This window comes from Allofrancisella frigidaquae, assembly GCF_012222825.1.
Taxonomy (GTDB): domain Bacteria; phylum Pseudomonadota; class Gammaproteobacteria; order Francisellales; family Francisellaceae; genus Francisella; species Francisella frigidaquae.
On sequence record NZ_CP038017.1, the window covers coordinates 669,168 to 685,738 of the forward strand.

Genomic DNA, 16,571 nt, shown 5'->3' on the forward strand with positions numbered 1-16,571 from the left:
AATATGGATAAAAAACATATTAAAATATTCCTCTACCTTGGCATTACTGTAATCGCAGGTTTTTCAGGAGCTTATTTTGATAAGTATAATTTTAAAGAGAAACTTATAAACTTTAGATATGCTATCTATGATTATTTTACTAGAGAGCCAATCAAACACTATACTTCAGAAGATAATAAAAATATTATAGCAAGATTTTTTTCTGAAAGTGAAGAAGCTAAGAAGCAACAAGCAAACCAGTTTGATAATTTAAAACAATATGCTCCACAAAGAACTTTACCAGCTGTTACTGATTACTGTCATGGTTTTCTGGAGTTTGGTAACCCTAGCTTTGATGTTACTGATGGACTAGGTCAGGCTAATTTGTATCTATGTAGAGATGGCTATGTGGTTGGTTATAATTATCAAACTAAGCAAGCTAGTTGGGTTGCTTTTAAGCTTACTAAAGCAAAGGTTGCCAATAAGCAAAAACGAGATGATAATTTTCGTGAAGACACTGACGTGCCTTTTGTTTATAGGGCTCAATTAAGTGATTATAAGAAATCTGGTTATGATAGAGGACATCTTGCCTCATATGCTTCTACTGATTTTAGTGAAAAATCAGCAGAACAGTCATTTTTACTTTCTAATATTTCTCCACAAAAAGCTGGCTTAAATAGACAAGGGTGGGAAGCTTTAGAAACAGATGAGCGTATTTGGGCAAATATGTATGATAGTATTTATGTTTATGTTGGTCCAATATACAAAAAACAAAAAATTCATAAAACGATAGGTGATAATAAGATAGCAGTACCTGATTATTTTTTTAAGATAATATATGTACCTACTAAAAATAAAGCTATAGCTTTTGTAATGCCAAATTCTAGAGTTGAGAAGAAAAAAGTCGCTAATTATAGGACTTCTATAAAAGATATTGAGGACCGTACAGGCTTACATTTTTTAATCAATATACCAGAAAGAGAAGTTGTTGTAGGTAAAGTTTCCACAATGTGGCATACTACTTATTTTTAAAGAATGGGCTGTGTTTAATCTATCTAAAATTCCAGCTTGCAACAGATTTATATTATTTACCTTATTTATTTCTAACGTCATAATGTGTCCAATTAAAATTACTACCTGTTTTTTCATTCATTTCTATAAGCTTAGAGTGTAATTTAGAACTTGAAGAAGATTTATTGTGATATCTATACCATAAGTTCTTATCATATGATTGCGGCGGTGTACAACTTGTTAAAAATGTAACTACTATACCAGCGACGATAAAGGACTTTATGTAATTCAAAAATCAGCTCCTATGTTTTTATTAATTAGACTAGTTCAAGTCCTAATCTATATAGTAAAATTTCTTTCATTAAGTTATAACAACAATTTTTATACAAATTGTTTAACTTAACTATATCTACATTTTCAAAAAACATCTATAACTAAGCTGCCATATGAAGTAGAATATTTGGCAATAAATATAAAATGATAAATATTCTTTTATGCAAAAAAATAAAAAACCTAATTTTGAAGATATAAATGAAGCTTTGAAAGTTATGCAAGCTTTGCCAACTGCTTCAGAAGCTCATGGATTATTATGCGCTTTATTTAGCTTTGGTGCAGAAGTCAAATTTACAGCTTGGTCTGACTCACTGATGACTAAGTCACTTGAAGAAGGAGATATCATAGCAGCATCAGCCCTACAAACCATGAAAGAACTATATGATTTTACAAAAAATCAGTTTGATGAAAAAGGCTTAAGTTTTGATTTATTTATTCCAGGAGACGAAGAGTCTCTTAGCTACCGTGCTGAAGGCCTTAGCCATTGGATTAAGGGCTTTTTATCAGGAGTGGGCTTATTTGGATTAGATTATGAAAACGCTGAAAGTAAAGAAGTAAAAGAGGCTATTTATGACCTTATGCAAATATCATATATGGATTATAGTAGTTTAGAAGATAATGATACTAGCGAAAGTGATTTTTTGGAATTATTAGAATACACACGTGTAGCTGTGCTTCTAATAGATAGTGAAAAGGTTTAGAAATTTTATGGCTAGTAAATATGATATAGCAATAGTAGGAGGAGGTGTTGTTGGTTTACTAACATCTTTGACTCTAGCTAAGGCGAAGCTTAACATTATCCACATAGAAAAAGATGAACTAGAAGTAAAAAATGATAATAGAAGTTTAGCTCTCTCATATTCGTCAATAGCATTTTTAAATACCTTAGAAATATGGGATAAAATTACAAGTAGTACACAGCCTATTCAAAAAGTACACATTTCAGATAAAGGTAAATATGGTAGAGCAGAAATATTTGCAAAAGATGAAAATTTACCATTCTTAGGTACTATTGCTCCAATGCAAGAATTACTTAGAGTAGCTTTAGAAGCCGTTGCTAATAACCCTAATATTACAAAATCTTTTGCCACAAATATTGAAGACTTAGGAAAACAAGATCAAAACTATTCCTTAATAGTTAAACATAAAACTAGTTCTCATCAGGAGATAATCCAAGCTAAACTTATAATTGCTTGTGACGGTGCAAATTCAAGTATACGTAAGATGTTAGATGTTGCGGCTAAAACTACTGATTATAAGCAAGATGCTGTAGTTTTTGATATCCAAACTGAACTTGAGCACAAAAACACAGCTTTTGAAAGATTTATGAGTGATGGAGTATTAGCTGTTTTGCCAAAAACTGATAATACTATGGGCTGTGTTTGGACAGTAGATAGAAGTCAGTCAAAATCAAAATTAAACCTTGATGCTAAAGAATTTGAAAAGCTTATCCAAGATAGGTTTGGTTATAGATTAGGGCAACTAAAACTGGTTTCTAAGCCTGCTATATTCCCACTATACCTTGTGCAATCTGAAGAAGTATATAAACAAAATATTCTATTTTTTGGGAATGCTTTACACTTTTTACATCCAGTATCAGGTCAGGGTTTAAATTTAAGTATTCGTGATATCGGGTTTTTATATGATTTGCTGAATAATAATTTTTCAGAACAAACTTTAAATCAAAAGTTAGCAGAATTTGCTAATGTGAGAAAACCAGATCACGATAGAACTATTTATATAACGCATGGATTTATTCGCTGGTTTGTGTCAAATGATCCAAAGTTAGTTGTAAGTAGAAATATTGGATTACATTTACTACAGCGTAGTAAATTAGCTAAAAAAGCTCTATCTCGTGTAATGATGGGTAAACTTAGCAAGGGTTCAACTCTTATGAGAAAGGTTGTTGAGTGATGATGTTGCAAAAAGATATTGTGATTGTAGGTGCTGGTATGGTAGGGCTAAGTTTAGCCTTAGCTCTACATAAAAAAGGTTTGCAAGTAGCGATAGTAGAGGCTAAAAGCATTAGTAGTAAAGTACTAGATCAAAACAGAATAGAAACTAGAGTTAGTGCTATAAACCATACCTCAAAAAGATTTTTAAAAGAACTAGATGTGTGGAATATTATTAGATCTTACAAGGTTTCACCATATTATCAAATGCAGGTATGGGATGATAATTTTGATGAAAAAATTACTATTACAGCAGAGGAAATATCAGAACATAGTTTAGGATATATAGTAGAGAACGATGTTATAACAACAGCTTTATTGGAAAAAATTAGCCAAACTGGTATTGAAATATTTGATAATCAAAAAATCAAAGAAGTTCAAAGATGCCAAAATATAGCTAAAATCATTTTGGAAAATAAAACTATAGAAACAAGTCTGGTGGTTGGAGCTGATGGAGCTAACTCATTTATTCGAGATTATTTTAATTTTGAAACAAAGGTCAAACCATATGATCACATATCTATAGTAGCTACCTTAGAGCTCGAAAAGGACCATAACCAAACAGCATACCAAAGGTTTTATGATAAAGGTGTATTAGCTTTTTTACCTTTGGAGAATAAAAATAAAGCTTCAATTGTTTGGTCAGTTAAGACAGATTACGCTAATTATTTAATGGGTTTGAAAGAGCAAGTCTTTGAAAAAGCTTTAGCTTTAGCGATTGGAAACATATTGGGTGATACTAAATTACTAACAAAAAGGTTTGGCTTTGAATTGCTGCAACGCCATGCCAAAAGTTATATTCAAGATAAAGTTGTATTGGTAGGGGACGCTGCTCATAGTATTCATCCACTTGCTGGACAGGGTGTAAATCTTGGCTTTAAAGATGTTATTTCTTTGACTAATGTTCTAAGTGAGAGTTTTGCAAAAGGTAGATTATTGGGGGCTGAATCAACTTTAGACAAATATCAACGTGATAGAAAACTTGATAATACTAAAATGATTACTTTAATGAAAACTTTTAAAGAGGTATTTGGTAGTGATAATAAGTATATTAAAAAAATACGTAGATTTGGACTAAAGTTTGTTGATAAAAATAGTTTTATAAAAAGAATTATTGTAAAACAAGCTTTGTAGTTAGTAGTTACTATACTCTACTCCCTTTGCTTAGCAAGATACTCCTCTTAAGAGGGGAGTTTTACAAATATAAGTTTTATAAAAAGAGATAAAAATGAAAACAGATGATTTTGATTATAAATTACCAGAGGAACTAATAGCTAGTTATCCATTGGATAAGCGTGATGAAAGTAGACTTTTAAAGTTAAGTAAAGAGACTGGCAATATCAAAGATTATAAATTTAAAGATTTTATCGATTTTATAAATCCAAACGATTTACTAGTTTTTAATAATAGTAAAGTAATGTTAGCTCGCCTTTATGGTAAAAAAACCACAGGTGCAAAGCTTGAATTCTTAGTAGAAAAAATCAAAACACCAAAAGTTTTTGAAACTCATATCAAAGCAAATCGCTCACCAGTTATAGGTAGTGAAATTTATGTTCAAGACACATTGGCTAAAGTTTTGAATAAAGATGATGGTATATATCTTCTTGAGTTACAAGATAAAAAGAATATTTACCAGTTAATGCAAGAGTTTGGGCATATTCCACTACCTCCGTATATGAAGCGAGAAGATGAAGAATTTGATGCTGAGCGTTACCAAACAGTTTATGCAAAAGATTTAGGTTCAGTGGCAGCACCAACAGCAGGTTTGCATTTTTCAGAAGAATTAATGCAACAGATAAAAGATAAAGAAGTTGGTACAGCTTATATAACTTTACATGTTGGTTCTGGTACTTTTAAACCTGTACAGGTTGATGATGTAGAGAGTCATAAAATGCATTCAGAAGTTATATCGGTACCAGAAGATGTTTGCCAAAAGATCCGTCAAACAAAAGCTAATGGTGGTAGAGTGATAGCAATAGGTACAACCTCTGTGCGTTCTTTAGAATCAGCAGGGCAAAGTGGTGAAATACAAGCTTATCAAGGTGAGACAGATATATTTTTATATCCTGGCAAAAAATTTAATATAGTTGATGCAATGATTACTAATTTTCATTTACCAAAATCTACTTTAATAATGTTAGTAAGTGCGTTTGCAGGAAAAGAAAATATAATAAATGCGTATAAACATGCTATAGATAAAAAATATCGTTTCTATAGTTATGGCGACGCGATGTTTATTTACTAAGGAGAAAAATGAAAAAAGCGTTCTTTTTTGATATTGATGGTACGTTGGTCTACGAAAATAAAGGCCAACTTTTTGTTTCTGATAAAAATATTCAAGCTATTAAAAAGCTTAGAGCTCAAGGTTTTAAAACTTTTATAGCTACAGGAAGGACACCAAATTTTGTTCCACCTAGAGTGTATGATTTACCAATGGATGGCTATATTACTGCAAATGGTTCTGTAATACGAGTTGGTGATAAATTAGTCTATGAAAAGCTTTTTCCTCAAGAAGCTATAACTTCTGTGCTTAAATTTTGCGAAAAGCATAATCATAATTGGCTTTTTGAAGGTGACTTTGCTTACGTAGATGATCTAGAATCAGAAGACTTGAAATATTTTTATAATAAAGTGATTGTTAATAAAGATAAGATTATAAAAGCTCATAACTTACAAAATGTAACAATTTATAATGCTCTAGTGTTAGGTAGGGATGTTGATGTTGTAGCGTTACAACACACCTTAGGTGATGATTATGTTACAGCACCGCACATTGAACATGGTTATGTTGATTGTTATTTGGCAGGTCATACTAAAGCTGATGGTATAGATAAAATGGTTGAATATCTTAACTTACAAGATTATGAAACTTATGCTTTTGGTGATGGCAATAATGATTTAGAAATGTTTGATAGGGTTGATGTTGCTATAGCAATGGAAAATGCCTCTAAGCAGTTAAAAGAAAAGGCAACTTTAATAACAAAAGCGAATTACCATGATGGTGTGTATCATGGTTTAGTCCAATTAGGGCTCTTGTAATTAAACATTTTATGATAAAAAAAGCTGAATAATTTATAAAATTACATAAATCTTTTATAATTTCAATAATACAGCTGGAGGTAATTGTTAGCTGCAATAGCCCCTTTACAGAGTATTTTACTGACAAAGTAAAAATAAAGCTGTTCGATTATATTAGAGTATTATAAGCTTTATATAAATAACCTAAAGTTTTACTAAGAAATGGATAAATATTTACAGCAAGCCTTAGAACAAGCTAAAAAAGGACTAACAGAGGGCGGTATACCAATAGGTGCGGTATTAGTGATTGATAATAAAATTGTTGGAGCTGGACATAATCAAAGAATCCAAAAAGGTAGCCCTATACTCCACGCAGAAATGGATTGTTTAGAAAAGGCTGGTAGGTTAAAAGCAGCTGATTACCAAAAGGCTACTCTATATACTACTTTGTCACCGTGTGCGATGTGTACAGGAGCTATATTACTTTATGGTATTAAAAATGTAGTGATTGGTGAAAACATTAATTTTGTGGGGCAAGAAGAACTTTTAAAAGCCAATGATATAAACGTTACAGTTGTAAATGATGCCCAATGTATTGAGATAATGCAGAAGTTTATCAAAGATAGTCCTAGTCTTTGGAATGAAGATATAGGGGAATAATCTAATTTATTATCATTAGAAGTAGCTTTTGTTGGTTTAACAAACAATGGTTTTGTATAATATAGCTAAGTAAGTTATTTAACTATAAGTATAGGTTAGGTTGTAAAATGGTAAAAAAAGTTTTACTCTCAATTGATTTTATTAATGAAATTGTACATCCAGAAGGAAAGCTAGCAGCTAAGTTTATACCTAACTTAGTCAAAAATGACGTCATTGAAAATGCAAATTTGGCTATAAGCAAGGCACGTGCAAATGATATTCAAGTTATACATGTGAAGGTTGGATTTTCAGCTAATTATATAGAGTGTCCAGAAAACTCACCAATTTTTAGTAACGCTAAAAAATTTAATGCTTTAGAGCTAGGGAAATGGGGAACAAAAATTTATGATCAAATAGATGTTAAAGCTAATGATCATATCGTAATTAAACACCGAATAAGTGCTTTTTATAACACGGATTTAGAATGTGTTTTAAAAGCAAATGATTTTAAAGATATTATAATTATGGGAGTATCAACGGATATGGCTGTAGAGCTAACCGCTCGAGAAGCTCATGATAGAGATTATAATGTAACTGTTTTAGAGGATGCGTGTACAACTTATAGTGAAGCCGCGCATGTAGCATCTATTAATAATATAAATAGGGTAGCAAGTGTAAAAACTGTAGGACAATGGTTAATATAAAGACACAATTTTAAAAGATATATAAGATGCATACAGAACCTTTAATTTCATTATTTGTATTTGTAATGCTAGGAATACTAGTACTTACGATGATTATAAAAAAGCTTAAACAACCATATGTTGTAGCGTATTTACTAACAGGAATACTGTTAGGTCCATATGGCATAAACCTTATAGAAGATAATCATAATCTTGCTAGATTAGGAGAAATAGGAGTAATTTTATTATTATTTTTTGCAGGTATGGAGATTTCACCACGTAAGTTTGCTGAAAACTGGCAAGTTCCAGTTATCGGGACTATGTTACAAATTACTATAACAACCCTGCTAGTTTCATTAGTTGGAATAGCTTTAGAATGGTCTTTAGCCAAGATAGTGCTTTTTGGATCTGTTGTAAGTTTAAGCAGTACAGCTGTAGTTCTAAAATTATTACATGACAGTGGTAGTATGAGGACTCGGTTAGGCCAAAATGTATTAGGAGTGCTACTTGTACAAGATTTAGCGGTTGTTCCTATGCTTATCATTATAGGTTTTTTAGGAGGTGAGGCCCCATCTTATAGTCAGATTGTTTTACAGATTGTAGGTGGTACTCTGGTTATTATTATCGCAGCTATTATGGCTATTAAGAAAAGTATCAAATTGCCTTTTATACCCGCACTTGGGAAAGATGATGAAATGAAAGTTTTTGCTGCATTGATAATATGTTTTGGGATGGCATCTTTAACAGGTGAGTTAGGTCTTTCTTCAGCTTTGGGGGCTTTTGTAGGAGGAATGATTGTAGCTACAGTAGAAGAAACAGAGTGGGTCGGTAATAGCCTAGCTACAGTAAAAACTATCTTCATGGCTTTATTTTTTATTTCCATAGGTATGCTTATTAATTTAAAATTGGTATTTAATAATTTATCTGTGTTTATTATTTTTCTAATATTAATTTTTGTAATTAATACTATTATCAATACACTTATATTTAGAGCATTGCGTCAGCGAGTGGAAGAAGCTCTAATGGGTGGGGCGATGCTCTCACAAATAGGAGAGTTTAGTTTTGTACTTATAACAATGGGATATGTGCTAAATATCTTAGATAATACTACATATCAAATGAGTATAACTTTGGTTTCATTATCATTGCTATTTAGTCCATTATGGATAAGTATAGTTAATACATTTATTAGAAAATTTATTCGACCTGATACTAAGTAAAGCTAGATCTTAATGAAAAAATTCAATTGCGTTTTATAGCTTTTGTCTGTCATAATTAAAGTTTATTTTGAGCTTAAAATTTTCAGGTTATTGACATGAAACAAGACTCCAGAGCATTGGTTATATTTGGTTTATGTTGTATTTTAGTAGCTCAGTTTGTTACGGGCATAAATATCACTGGATCAAAATATTTAGTAGAACATGTTCCTTTGATTTTTTTGCTAGAGATGCGTTTCATTATCGGTGCTATGTCACTTCTAATAATTTTAATCATTAGTGGTAAAACCACACAAGTCTTGGCTCTTAAGTCAATGCCTCGAAAAGCATGGTGGGTATTAGTTGCTCAAGGTTTATGTGGTGGAGCATTATTTAATTTGTTAATGCTTTCAGGGATTCATTATACTTCTGCAACTATGGCAGGCATTATCACAAGTACTTTGCCTGCAATGGTGATTTTAGCTATGTGGTTACTACTAAAAATATCTATAACATTGAAACAGTGGATATGTGTTCTAACGGCAATTATAGGTTTAATCATGGTTAATTTACAGTATTCTCACGATAGTACTAGCGTTAATAGTATAAGCTGGTTGGGTAACTTACTTATTCTTATTGCTATGTTACCAGAGGCTGGCTATTATGTATTGATTAAAGTTATGAAAATTCCTATTAATCCATTAATAGGCTCGATTATTATTAATGTCATAAATGCAATCTTTGTACTACCGATGTTGCTCTGGGTGGATTTTGGGTTTATTGAAAAGTTAAGTATGTTTGATTGGGTTATGCTATTGATTTTAGGTGTTGCATCAGGACTTTTTTATTTATGTTGGAGTAAGGGGAGTGAATATCTTCAAGCACCAACTACAGGGATGTTAACTGCATTGATGCCTATATTTACTTTAATTTTAGCAGTATTATTCCTTAATGAAAAAATTACCATTGTACAGATGATAGGTATGCTGGTGATTATTTCTTCTATAATAATAGCTAACTATCGAATTAGACGTTTAAAAGCATAAAAATTATTATCTGAAATCATTTAAAATATGCTTTGTTAATTGGTTTAACTAAGCTTTACATGTTTATCTTAAATATATAAAATTTGTTATAGCTAATTTACCATAAAACTAATATGTCACACAAAGCGAAGCCTGTCTTCACGAGCGTGGTGACATATTATTGATATTTTAAACATTATTCATTGTGATAAATTATTAATTGATTAGCTACGGTTAAGAAAATTGTTAAATCTAGACTAATAAAGGTTACATATATTTATGAGTGTTTATCAATACCAAAATTTTAAAATATTAGAAGTGCAAGGTGTAGATACTAAAAAGTTTCTCCAAGGTCTTGCAACTGCTGATTTAAATCTATTATCATCAAATAACAACCTTTTGCTTACAGCGTTTGCAAACCTCAAGGGTAGAATAATTTCGTTAAGTTTTATCAAATATATAGCTGATGATAAATTCTTGCTTTCTGTAGAAGATGGTGTTTTAGAAATACTGCAATCTTGGCTTAAAAAGTATGGTATGTTTTCTAAAGTTAGCTTTTCTATAAATGGTCAATATGCTTTATTTCTTACTGATAATGGATTTTTAAAGCACGATATTTTACCTACAGGTAGTTTAGAGTCTGATATCAGTTTTGAAGCAGCCCAAAAACAAAATATCCTAAATAAACTAGCTATTATTGATGCAAAAAATACTGAAAAATTTCTTCCAGCAGAACTAGAGTTAGATAGTTTAGAAAATGTAGTATCCTACAAGAAAGGTTGCTATATGGGGCAAGAAGTTATAGCTAGAATGCACTATAAAGCTAAGTTGAAAAAAGAATTGGCAGTTGTAAAATCTAGTTTTGATATTCAAGAACTAGATTTGAAAGATCAAAACAGTAAACCATTAGCAAACGTAGTAAATAAAATCTTTTTAGATAACCGGTGTTATATGTTAGTAGTTTTCCATAAAGAATCTACAGAGTCAGAATACCAGCTAGAAGATGGCCATAAAATCATAAAATGCTAGATAATCTTAACTCCCAACAGCAACAGGCTGTAAAGTATATAGGATCACCTTTATTAGTATTAGCCGGTGCTGGCAGTGGTAAAACTAGCGTTATTATTGAGAAAATTTCTTACCTTATAGAGCAGTTATTATATCCTGCTAAAAGTATCTTAGCTGTTACCTTTACCAACAAAGCAGCCAAAGAAATGCAAGAAAGAGTCAGAGCTAGACTTGATAAAGATGTATCTAAAGGCTTGATGATAACTACTTTTCACTCATTAGGTTTATCAGTTTTAAAGAAACATTATGTTGATCTAGGGTATAAAAAAAGCTTTACACTTTTTGATAGCGCTGATTCTTTAGCTCTTATTTACGATATAGCATATGAAGAGTATCAACTACCAAAGCAAAATGCTGGAGCAATACAATCTAAAATTTCATTTTGGAAATCAGCGCTTTTAATGCCAGAGCAAGTTGAGCCTAAAGATGAACTAGAGCAGCAAGCAATGTTTATCTACCAAGAGTATCAAAAATATTTAAAGTCATATAACTCATTTGATTTTGATGATTTAATATTTCAACCAATTCAGCTTTTTAGAACTAATCTACATATACAAAAACTATGGTCAGATAAATTTAGATATATACTAATAGATGAATATCAAGATACTAATGAATCACAATACCAACTATTAAAGTATCTCACGCAAGGTAAAAATAAATTTACAGTAGTAGGTGATGATGATCAGTCTATATATGCCTGGCGAGGTTCACGACCAGAAAATTTACGCCATTTACAAGAGGATTTTCCTGATTTAAAAGTTATAAAACTAGAACAAAACTATCGTTCTACAGGTAGAATTTTAAATGTCGCAAACAAACTTATAGAAAATAATAGCCATATTTTTGAAAAGAAACTTTGGTCAGCTAAAGGATATGGTGATCAGGTTAAAGTTATAAGTTTGCTAAATGATGAAGATGAGTCACAATTCATCGCTAGTGATATTTTTTTTGATAGAATAAAAACAAATTCAAAAAATTCTGATTATGCGATATTAATTCGTAGTAACTATCAAGCTTTTGTATTAGAAAGGTATATGCAAATGCATAAAATTCCGTACGCTATAAGTGGAGGTACTTCATTTTTTTCAAAATCTGAAATTAAAGATATTGTTTCTTATCTACGTCTTATTGTAAACCCTGATGATGACAGAGCGTTTTTACGTGTTATTAATACTCCAAAAAGAGAAGTAGGTAGCGCAACTATTCATAAACTTGGTGAGTATGCTAGCTTTTATCATTGTAGTTTTTTTCATACTCTCTATAACCTAGATAAAGTAGAATTGCGTGAGTATGCTAAAGCAAATCTTAACAAATTTAAAGATTTAATAATTTTTACTCAACAAGAGATTGTAGCTAGTATTTCTACAGTAGAGCTTAAAAAGATTTTAGGAGAATTTGTTGAAAAAATTTCGTATAGACAGTGGTTAATAGACTCAAGCTCATCAGAAAAACAAGCTGAATTTAGGTACGCTAATGTATTAGAAGTTATAAGATGGATAGTTAATCAGTTAGAGGATGAAGCGTATAATGGGCTTGATTCTTTATCTTTGGTTTTGAATAAGATGTTGCTTATAGACATTTTAGATAGAGATAATGAAGAAAAAAACGGTGATCAAGTTCAGATTATAACGATGCATGCTTCAAAAGGTTTAGAATTTAAAAAAGTCTATATAATGGGAATGGAAGAGGGTATATTACCTCACCAGCAAAGTATAGAAGAAGAATCTATAGAAGATGAAAGACGCCTAGCTTATGTAGCTATAACTAGAGCAAAAGAAAATTTAACGATAACACTTACAAAACATCGTAAAAAATTTGGTGAAAAAATAGTCACTGTTCCAAGTAGGTTTATAGAAGAGCTACCAGAGACAGATTTATATTGGGTTGGTAGTGAAAAAGAATGTCCAGAAACTCGCAAAAAGAATTCAAAGCAAAACATTTCAGCATTAAAAAATATGTTTGGGTAGCTTTTTATATAAAAATTGCTCCTTCCATATAAATGTGTAAATTCTTAATTAACTGCTATATTTTATCTATAAAATCTTCAAGATCTGCTAATCTATCATCAAAGTCGCTAAATAGTTTACTTTTCTTTTTTTCTATAGGTTCGGTAGTATCAAAGTAAGAGTCGTCACTGTCACAGTGAGAATCAAAAAAAGATCGTCTTTTTTTTAATACTGGTACATCTTTTAAAATTGGTTTTTTGGGGTACATATTTGTATTAAAAGTAGGAAATAAATTAAGTTTTTTAATAAAAGTTCCTTCAATTACTCTATATTGAGTTTCATATTTATCAAAAGTAATTAATATTTCAGTATCATCTGGTAAAATCACTTCTTTTTCAACATTATTAAGCCTATAGTCAAGGCTCATATCAATTCCTTGTACAACTCTATTTATAATTAATAAAGTTGGATTTAACCCTTTTACAAACCTCAAAGCAATATCTTTCTCTAAACTTGTACTAGAAAATCCCTTTAAATTGATTTTTTTTAAGTTGGTTGGGTAATTAAAATCGACCCCTCTATATACTCTAATTGGCTTAGGCAACTCCTTTAGAGTTAAAGCTCTTATACTATTATATAATTTTAATTTTTTCTCGTCGTTAATATGAAAATCAAGAAATTCTTTAATACCTCTTATATAGTTGTTAATTTCTTGGTACAAAATTCCAGAATATAATTTAATACTTTCTAATTCATCATCCTCAAAAAAAAAAATTTGTTCCATGTTTAATTTTCGTATGAATACGAAATTGATTTTTATCTGTAAAAGATTTTTGACAAATTTGACAAGTAAACATATTTTTCCCAAATAATAAGTTTTTGCATCTTATTTTAAAATCATACGTATTGCAATAACCAATTAAATTGTATCATAAAAAAGGTAAATGTATTTTAAACTTGTTTAATATATTTTACTTAAATATCTGGGGACCCAGAGCAGTTTTGTACTTTCTATTATTTATATGAGTTTATTCTAAGTTAGGTGTAAATTGTAATTGCATTAGTTTACTAAATAATCTATTTTATAGTAACAGTGTATTAAAAATGCTTTAACTAATGGAAAGTCAAAAAGAATTCAGAAAAATCGTTATTTTTATATGCATAGTAGCAGCTCTTGGTGGTTTGCTATTTGGTTTAGATCAGGGGTTTATTGCTAATGCTGGCAAAACTCTTAATCATATATATGGTATTGCAGATGGGAGTATACAAGAGGGTAATTTTAATGCTATTTTAGCTTTTGGTGGGATAGCTGGAACTCTATGCAGTGGTTTTTTTACTCGTTATTTAGGAAGGAAAAATACTTTACTAGTTGCTGGTTTTTCTTTTCTGATAGGGGCTCTTGTTTCTTCTTTATTGCCACCTATCGAAATTCTAACAGCCTGTAGATTTACTTTAGGTTTTGGTGTGGGACTAGCTTCTTTTGCAACACCCCTTTACCTAGCTGAGACAGCTCCAACAAAAGTAAGAGGAGCAATGTCTACGTTATTTCAACTTATGATCACTTTTGGGATATTTTTAATATGCCTTACAAACGTGATTATAGTAGAGTTTGTAGGTCATACGAAAATCTCTCTTACTCTAATGTTTAGTGTAATAACACTGTTTGCATTTTTAATGCTTGTCGGTTGTTTCTTTTTACCAAAAAGCCCTAGATGGTTGATGTTGAAAAATAGAGAAGAAGAGGCAAGAGTTATTTTAGCTAAAACCAGAAAAAAAGATGAGGTTGAGCTAGAAATTAGTGAAATCAAGCAAAAACTCGGGGAGAAAAAAGTTTCGATAGCAGAAGCTATTACTAAGAAATATTTTTGGAAAATTTTGTTTGTGGGTGTTATGATCCAGATGTTCCAGCAACTTGTTGGTATAAACATGATGATTTATTATGCACCTAAGTTTTTAGAAGGTGCTGGTTTAAATATTATATTAGCAGGATTAATGGTTTTCTTTGTTAATTTCTTATCTACTTTCCCAGCTATAAAATGGGTAGAAAAATGGGGTAGAAAAAAGTTATTAACAGTAGGAGCTATAATTATGATGATCTCTTTATTGATAGCAGCATATAGTTTTTATCTAATTGATATAAGCCATACTACTTCTAATGCTCCAAAATATGTATTACTAGTTTTTTGTTTGGTTTATATATTTGGCTTTGCATGTTCTTGGGGACCTGTTGCTTGGACTTTATGTTCTGAGATTTTTCCACAGAGAGTTCGTGAAGTGGGTCTAACAGTAACAACTATTATAAACTGGACTTTTGTGTATGTAGTTGTAAGTAATTCAAATGTAATAATGAGTGCAGGTGAATGGGGTAAACCATTATTATTTATCGTATATGCTGGTTTTTGTTTACTTTCTATTGTATTTCTTAAGTTTTTTGTACCAGAGACAAAAGGAATTAGCTTAGAAAAAATAGAAAGTAACTTAGTTTCTGGCTCTAAACTTAGAGATTTAGGTAAAAAATAGGAGCTAGTAGCTACTAGCTATAAATTTATTTACTTTGCTGACGAGCCTTCTCTTTTGCTTTTAGTTTTTTATCTTTATTTAATTCTGCTAATTTTTTAGCCTCGTCTCCCACATGAGAAAAACCATGTTCTGCTGCTAGCTGAGATTGTTTTTGACGCTCTATAAAGCGTAATTTTTGTTTTTCAGTTAATTTATTATAACAGTAGTGACAGCTTATGCCTTTTTCATACTCAGACCTTTTTTTATCTTCTTCTGTTATAGGCATGCGACAAGCATAGCATTGGTCATAACTACCTTTTTCAAGATTGTGATTTACTGCAACTCTTGAGTCAAAAACAAAACATTCACCTTGCCATAGAGATTCTTCTTGAGGTACTTCTTCTAAATATTTTAGAATACCACCTTGTAGATGGTAAACCTCTTCAAAACCTTTGGCTTTCATAAGAGCCGTAGATTTTTCGCAACGAATACCTCCGGTGCAAAACATAGCTACTTTTTTGTGTTTTTTAGGATCTAAACTTTTATCAACATATTCTGGGAATTCTCTAAAATTATCCGTATGAGGATTTATCGCATTTTTAAAAGTTCCTATTTCAATTTCGTATTCATTACGAGTATCCACTAACATTACATCTGGATCAGAAATTAATTTATTCCAATCTTTAGGTTTTACGTGTTTTCCACAGACTTTATTAGGGTCTATATCGTTTACTCCTAAAGTTACAATTTCTTTCTTGAGTTTTACTTTAGAGCGATAAAATGGCATCTTATCATGATAAGACTCTTTATAGTCGATATCTTCTAAGCGTTTATCAGTTTTTAAGTAATCAAGTAGAGCAGTTACTCCTTCGCGTGTTCCTGCTACAGTACCATTTATTCCTTCATTAGCTAATAAAAGAGTTCCCTTGACATTATTTTTTACCATCACATCTAAAATAGGTTTCTGCATTTGTTTGTAATTTTCAAGAGTGACAAACTTATACATTGCACATACAACTATTTGTTCCATAGTTTTCCTTGTCGAATTTGTGTTTATGAGTTTTTGGAAATAAAAGTTTAATTATACATGATAACACTAGTAAACACGACCATGAACCAAATTTAGTAATAAATGTGAAGCTTCTGCTAAATACGATTAAAGTTCTATAACTGATGAAAATCAATTAGGGTAGATAAGAACTTTGTTAAATAAAATGGG

16 protein-coding genes are annotated in these 16,571 nt (G+C 30.8%); 13 read left to right on the forward strand and 3 right to left on the reverse strand.

Going from position 1 to position 16,571, the window contains the following annotated elements:
- The first annotated feature begins 3 nt into the window (after window positions 1-3).
- Entirely contained in the window at window positions 4-1,011 is a 1,008-nt protein-coding gene (locus E3E15_RS03135; RefSeq protein ID WP_172106554.1) for a DNA/RNA non-specific endonuclease, read from the forward strand.
- 61 nt (window positions 1,012-1,072) lie between these two features.
- Here the strand turns inward: E3E15_RS03135 and E3E15_RS03140 are convergent, their stop codons facing one another.
- Window positions 1,073-1,282: a hypothetical protein gene (locus tag E3E15_RS03140; protein WP_155960860.1), complete on the reverse strand. Its 210-nt coding sequence runs from the start codon at window positions 1,280-1,282 to the stop codon at window positions 1,073-1,075.
- Window positions 1,283-1,484: 202 nt separating this feature from the next.
- Between E3E15_RS03140 and E3E15_RS03145 the strand changes: the two genes are divergently transcribed.
- From E3E15_RS03145 to E3E15_RS03195, 11 genes are all read left to right on the forward strand, one after another.
- Window positions 1,485-2,024 carry a UPF0149 family protein gene (locus E3E15_RS03145; RefSeq protein ID WP_172106555.1) on the forward strand — a complete coding sequence of 180 codons (540 nt, stop codon included), beginning with the start codon at window positions 1,485-1,487 and terminating at the stop codon, window positions 2,022-2,024.
- 7 nt (window positions 2,025-2,031) lie between these two features.
- Window positions 2,032-3,237 (forward strand): FAD-dependent monooxygenase, encoded by a 1,206-nt coding sequence (locus E3E15_RS03150; RefSeq protein ID WP_172106556.1) that lies wholly within the window; start codon window positions 2,032-2,034, stop codon window positions 3,235-3,237.
- On the forward strand, window positions 3,237-4,409 hold the full coding sequence (locus E3E15_RS03155) for a UbiH/UbiF/VisC/COQ6 family ubiquinone biosynthesis hydroxylase (protein ID WP_172106557.1): 1,173 nt from the start codon (window positions 3,237-3,239) through the stop codon (window positions 4,407-4,409). Before E3E15_RS03150 ends, E3E15_RS03155 begins: the two co-directional genes overlap by 1 nt.
- Before the next feature lie 94 nt (window positions 4,410-4,503).
- Window positions 4,504-5,520 carry a tRNA preQ1(34) S-adenosylmethionine ribosyltransferase-isomerase QueA gene (gene queA / locus E3E15_RS03160; protein ID WP_172106558.1) on the forward strand — a complete coding sequence of 339 codons (1,017 nt, stop codon included), beginning with the start codon at window positions 4,504-4,506 and terminating at the stop codon, window positions 5,518-5,520.
- An 8-nt stretch (window positions 5,521-5,528) separates the two neighbouring features.
- The gene (locus E3E15_RS03165) at window positions 5,529-6,314 is read left to right on the forward strand and encodes a Cof-type HAD-IIB family hydrolase (protein ID WP_035718807.1); all 786 of its coding nucleotides are present in this window, start codon (window positions 5,529-5,531) and stop codon (window positions 6,312-6,314) included.
- A gap of 201 nt (window positions 6,315-6,515) precedes the next feature.
- Window positions 6,516-6,953, forward strand: coding sequence for a nucleoside deaminase (locus E3E15_RS03170; RefSeq protein WP_172106559.1), 438 nt, complete (start codon window positions 6,516-6,518; stop codon window positions 6,951-6,953).
- A gap of 107 nt (window positions 6,954-7,060) precedes the next feature.
- The gene (locus E3E15_RS03175; RefSeq protein WP_172106560.1) at window positions 7,061-7,636 is read left to right on the forward strand and encodes a cysteine hydrolase family protein; all 576 of its coding nucleotides are present in this window, start codon (window positions 7,061-7,063) and stop codon (window positions 7,634-7,636) included.
- Between the two features lie 26 nt (window positions 7,637-7,662).
- A complete protein-coding gene (locus E3E15_RS03180) occupies window positions 7,663-8,835 on the forward strand; it encodes a cation:proton antiporter (RefSeq protein WP_172106561.1) in 1,173 nt (390 codons plus the stop codon).
- Window positions 8,836-8,930: 95 nt separating this feature from the next.
- The gene (locus E3E15_RS03185; protein WP_172106562.1) at window positions 8,931-9,857 is read left to right on the forward strand and encodes a DMT family transporter; all 927 of its coding nucleotides are present in this window, start codon (window positions 8,931-8,933) and stop codon (window positions 9,855-9,857) included.
- Between the two features lie 258 nt (window positions 9,858-10,115).
- Window positions 10,116-10,865 carry a CAF17-like 4Fe-4S cluster assembly/insertion protein YgfZ gene (gene ygfZ / locus E3E15_RS03190; RefSeq protein WP_172106563.1) on the forward strand — a complete coding sequence of 250 codons (750 nt, stop codon included), beginning with the start codon at window positions 10,116-10,118 and terminating at the stop codon, window positions 10,863-10,865.
- Entirely contained in the window at window positions 10,859-12,874 is a 2,016-nt protein-coding gene (locus E3E15_RS03195; protein ID WP_172106564.1) for a UvrD-helicase domain-containing protein, read from the forward strand. The genes ygfZ and E3E15_RS03195 overlap by 7 nt, the downstream gene beginning before the upstream one ends.
- Window positions 12,875-12,929: 55 nt before the next feature.
- On the opposite strand, the gene E3E15_RS03200 is transcribed toward E3E15_RS03195, so the two are convergent.
- Window positions 12,930-13,637: an ADP-ribosyltransferase gene (locus E3E15_RS03200; RefSeq protein ID WP_172106565.1), complete on the reverse strand. Its 708-nt coding sequence runs from the start codon at window positions 13,635-13,637 to the stop codon at window positions 12,930-12,932.
- 332 nt (window positions 13,638-13,969) lie between these two features.
- On the opposite strand from E3E15_RS03200, the gene E3E15_RS03210 reads away from it, so the two are divergent.
- Window positions 13,970-15,373, forward strand: a complete 1,404-nt coding sequence (locus E3E15_RS03210) for a sugar porter family MFS transporter (protein ID WP_172106567.1) — start codon at window positions 13,970-13,972, stop codon at window positions 15,371-15,373.
- A 25-nt stretch (window positions 15,374-15,398) separates the two neighbouring features.
- Here the strand turns inward: E3E15_RS03210 and trhO are convergent, their stop codons facing one another.
- Window positions 15,399-16,382, reverse strand: coding sequence for an oxygen-dependent tRNA uridine(34) hydroxylase TrhO (gene trhO / locus E3E15_RS03215; RefSeq protein WP_172106568.1), 984 nt, complete (start codon window positions 16,380-16,382; stop codon window positions 15,399-15,401).
- Window positions 16,383-16,571 lie beyond the last annotated feature (189 nt).

Excerpts from the sequence above, each read along its gene's own strand:
- queA (WP_172106558.1), top strand. The coding sequence starts at position 4,504 with ATGAAAACAGATGATTTTGATTATAAATTACCAGAGGAACTAATAGCT.
- E3E15_RS03195 (WP_172106564.1), top strand. The coding sequence starts at position 10,859 with ATGCTAGATAATCTTAACTCCCAACAGCAACAGGCTGTAAAGTATATA.
- E3E15_RS03165 (WP_035718807.1), top strand. The coding sequence starts at position 5,529 with ATGAAAAAAGCGTTCTTTTTTGATATTGATGGTACGTTGGTCTACGAA.
- ygfZ (WP_172106563.1), top strand. The coding sequence starts at position 10,116 with ATGAGTGTTTATCAATACCAAAATTTTAAAATATTAGAAGTGCAAGGT.
- E3E15_RS03155 (WP_172106557.1), top strand. The coding sequence starts at position 3,237 with ATGATGTTGCAAAAAGATATTGTGATTGTAGGTGCTGGTATGGTAGGG.
- E3E15_RS03135 (WP_172106554.1), top strand. The coding sequence starts at position 4 with ATGGATAAAAAACATATTAAAATATTCCTCTACCTTGGCATTACTGTA.
- E3E15_RS03170 (WP_172106559.1), top strand. The coding sequence starts at position 6,516 with ATGGATAAATATTTACAGCAAGCCTTAGAACAAGCTAAAAAAGGACTA.
- E3E15_RS03150 (WP_172106556.1), top strand. The coding sequence starts at position 2,032 with ATGGCTAGTAAATATGATATAGCAATAGTAGGAGGAGGTGTTGTTGGT.
- E3E15_RS03145 (WP_172106555.1), top strand. The coding sequence starts at position 1,485 with ATGCAAAAAAATAAAAAACCTAATTTTGAAGATATAAATGAAGCTTTG.
- E3E15_RS03210 (WP_172106567.1), top strand. The coding sequence starts at position 13,970 with ATGGAAAGTCAAAAAGAATTCAGAAAAATCGTTATTTTTATATGCATA.
- E3E15_RS03175 (WP_172106560.1), top strand. The coding sequence starts at position 7,061 with ATGGTAAAAAAAGTTTTACTCTCAATTGATTTTATTAATGAAATTGTA.
- E3E15_RS03200 (WP_172106565.1), bottom strand. The coding sequence starts at position 13,637 with ATGGAACAAATTTTTTTTTTTGAGGATGATGAATTAGAAAGTATTAAA.
- E3E15_RS03185 (WP_172106562.1), top strand. The coding sequence starts at position 8,931 with ATGAAACAAGACTCCAGAGCATTGGTTATATTTGGTTTATGTTGTATT.
- E3E15_RS03180 (WP_172106561.1), top strand. The coding sequence starts at position 7,663 with ATGCATACAGAACCTTTAATTTCATTATTTGTATTTGTAATGCTAGGA.
- trhO (WP_172106568.1), bottom strand. The coding sequence starts at position 16,382 with ATGGAACAAATAGTTGTATGTGCAATGTATAAGTTTGTCACTCTTGAA.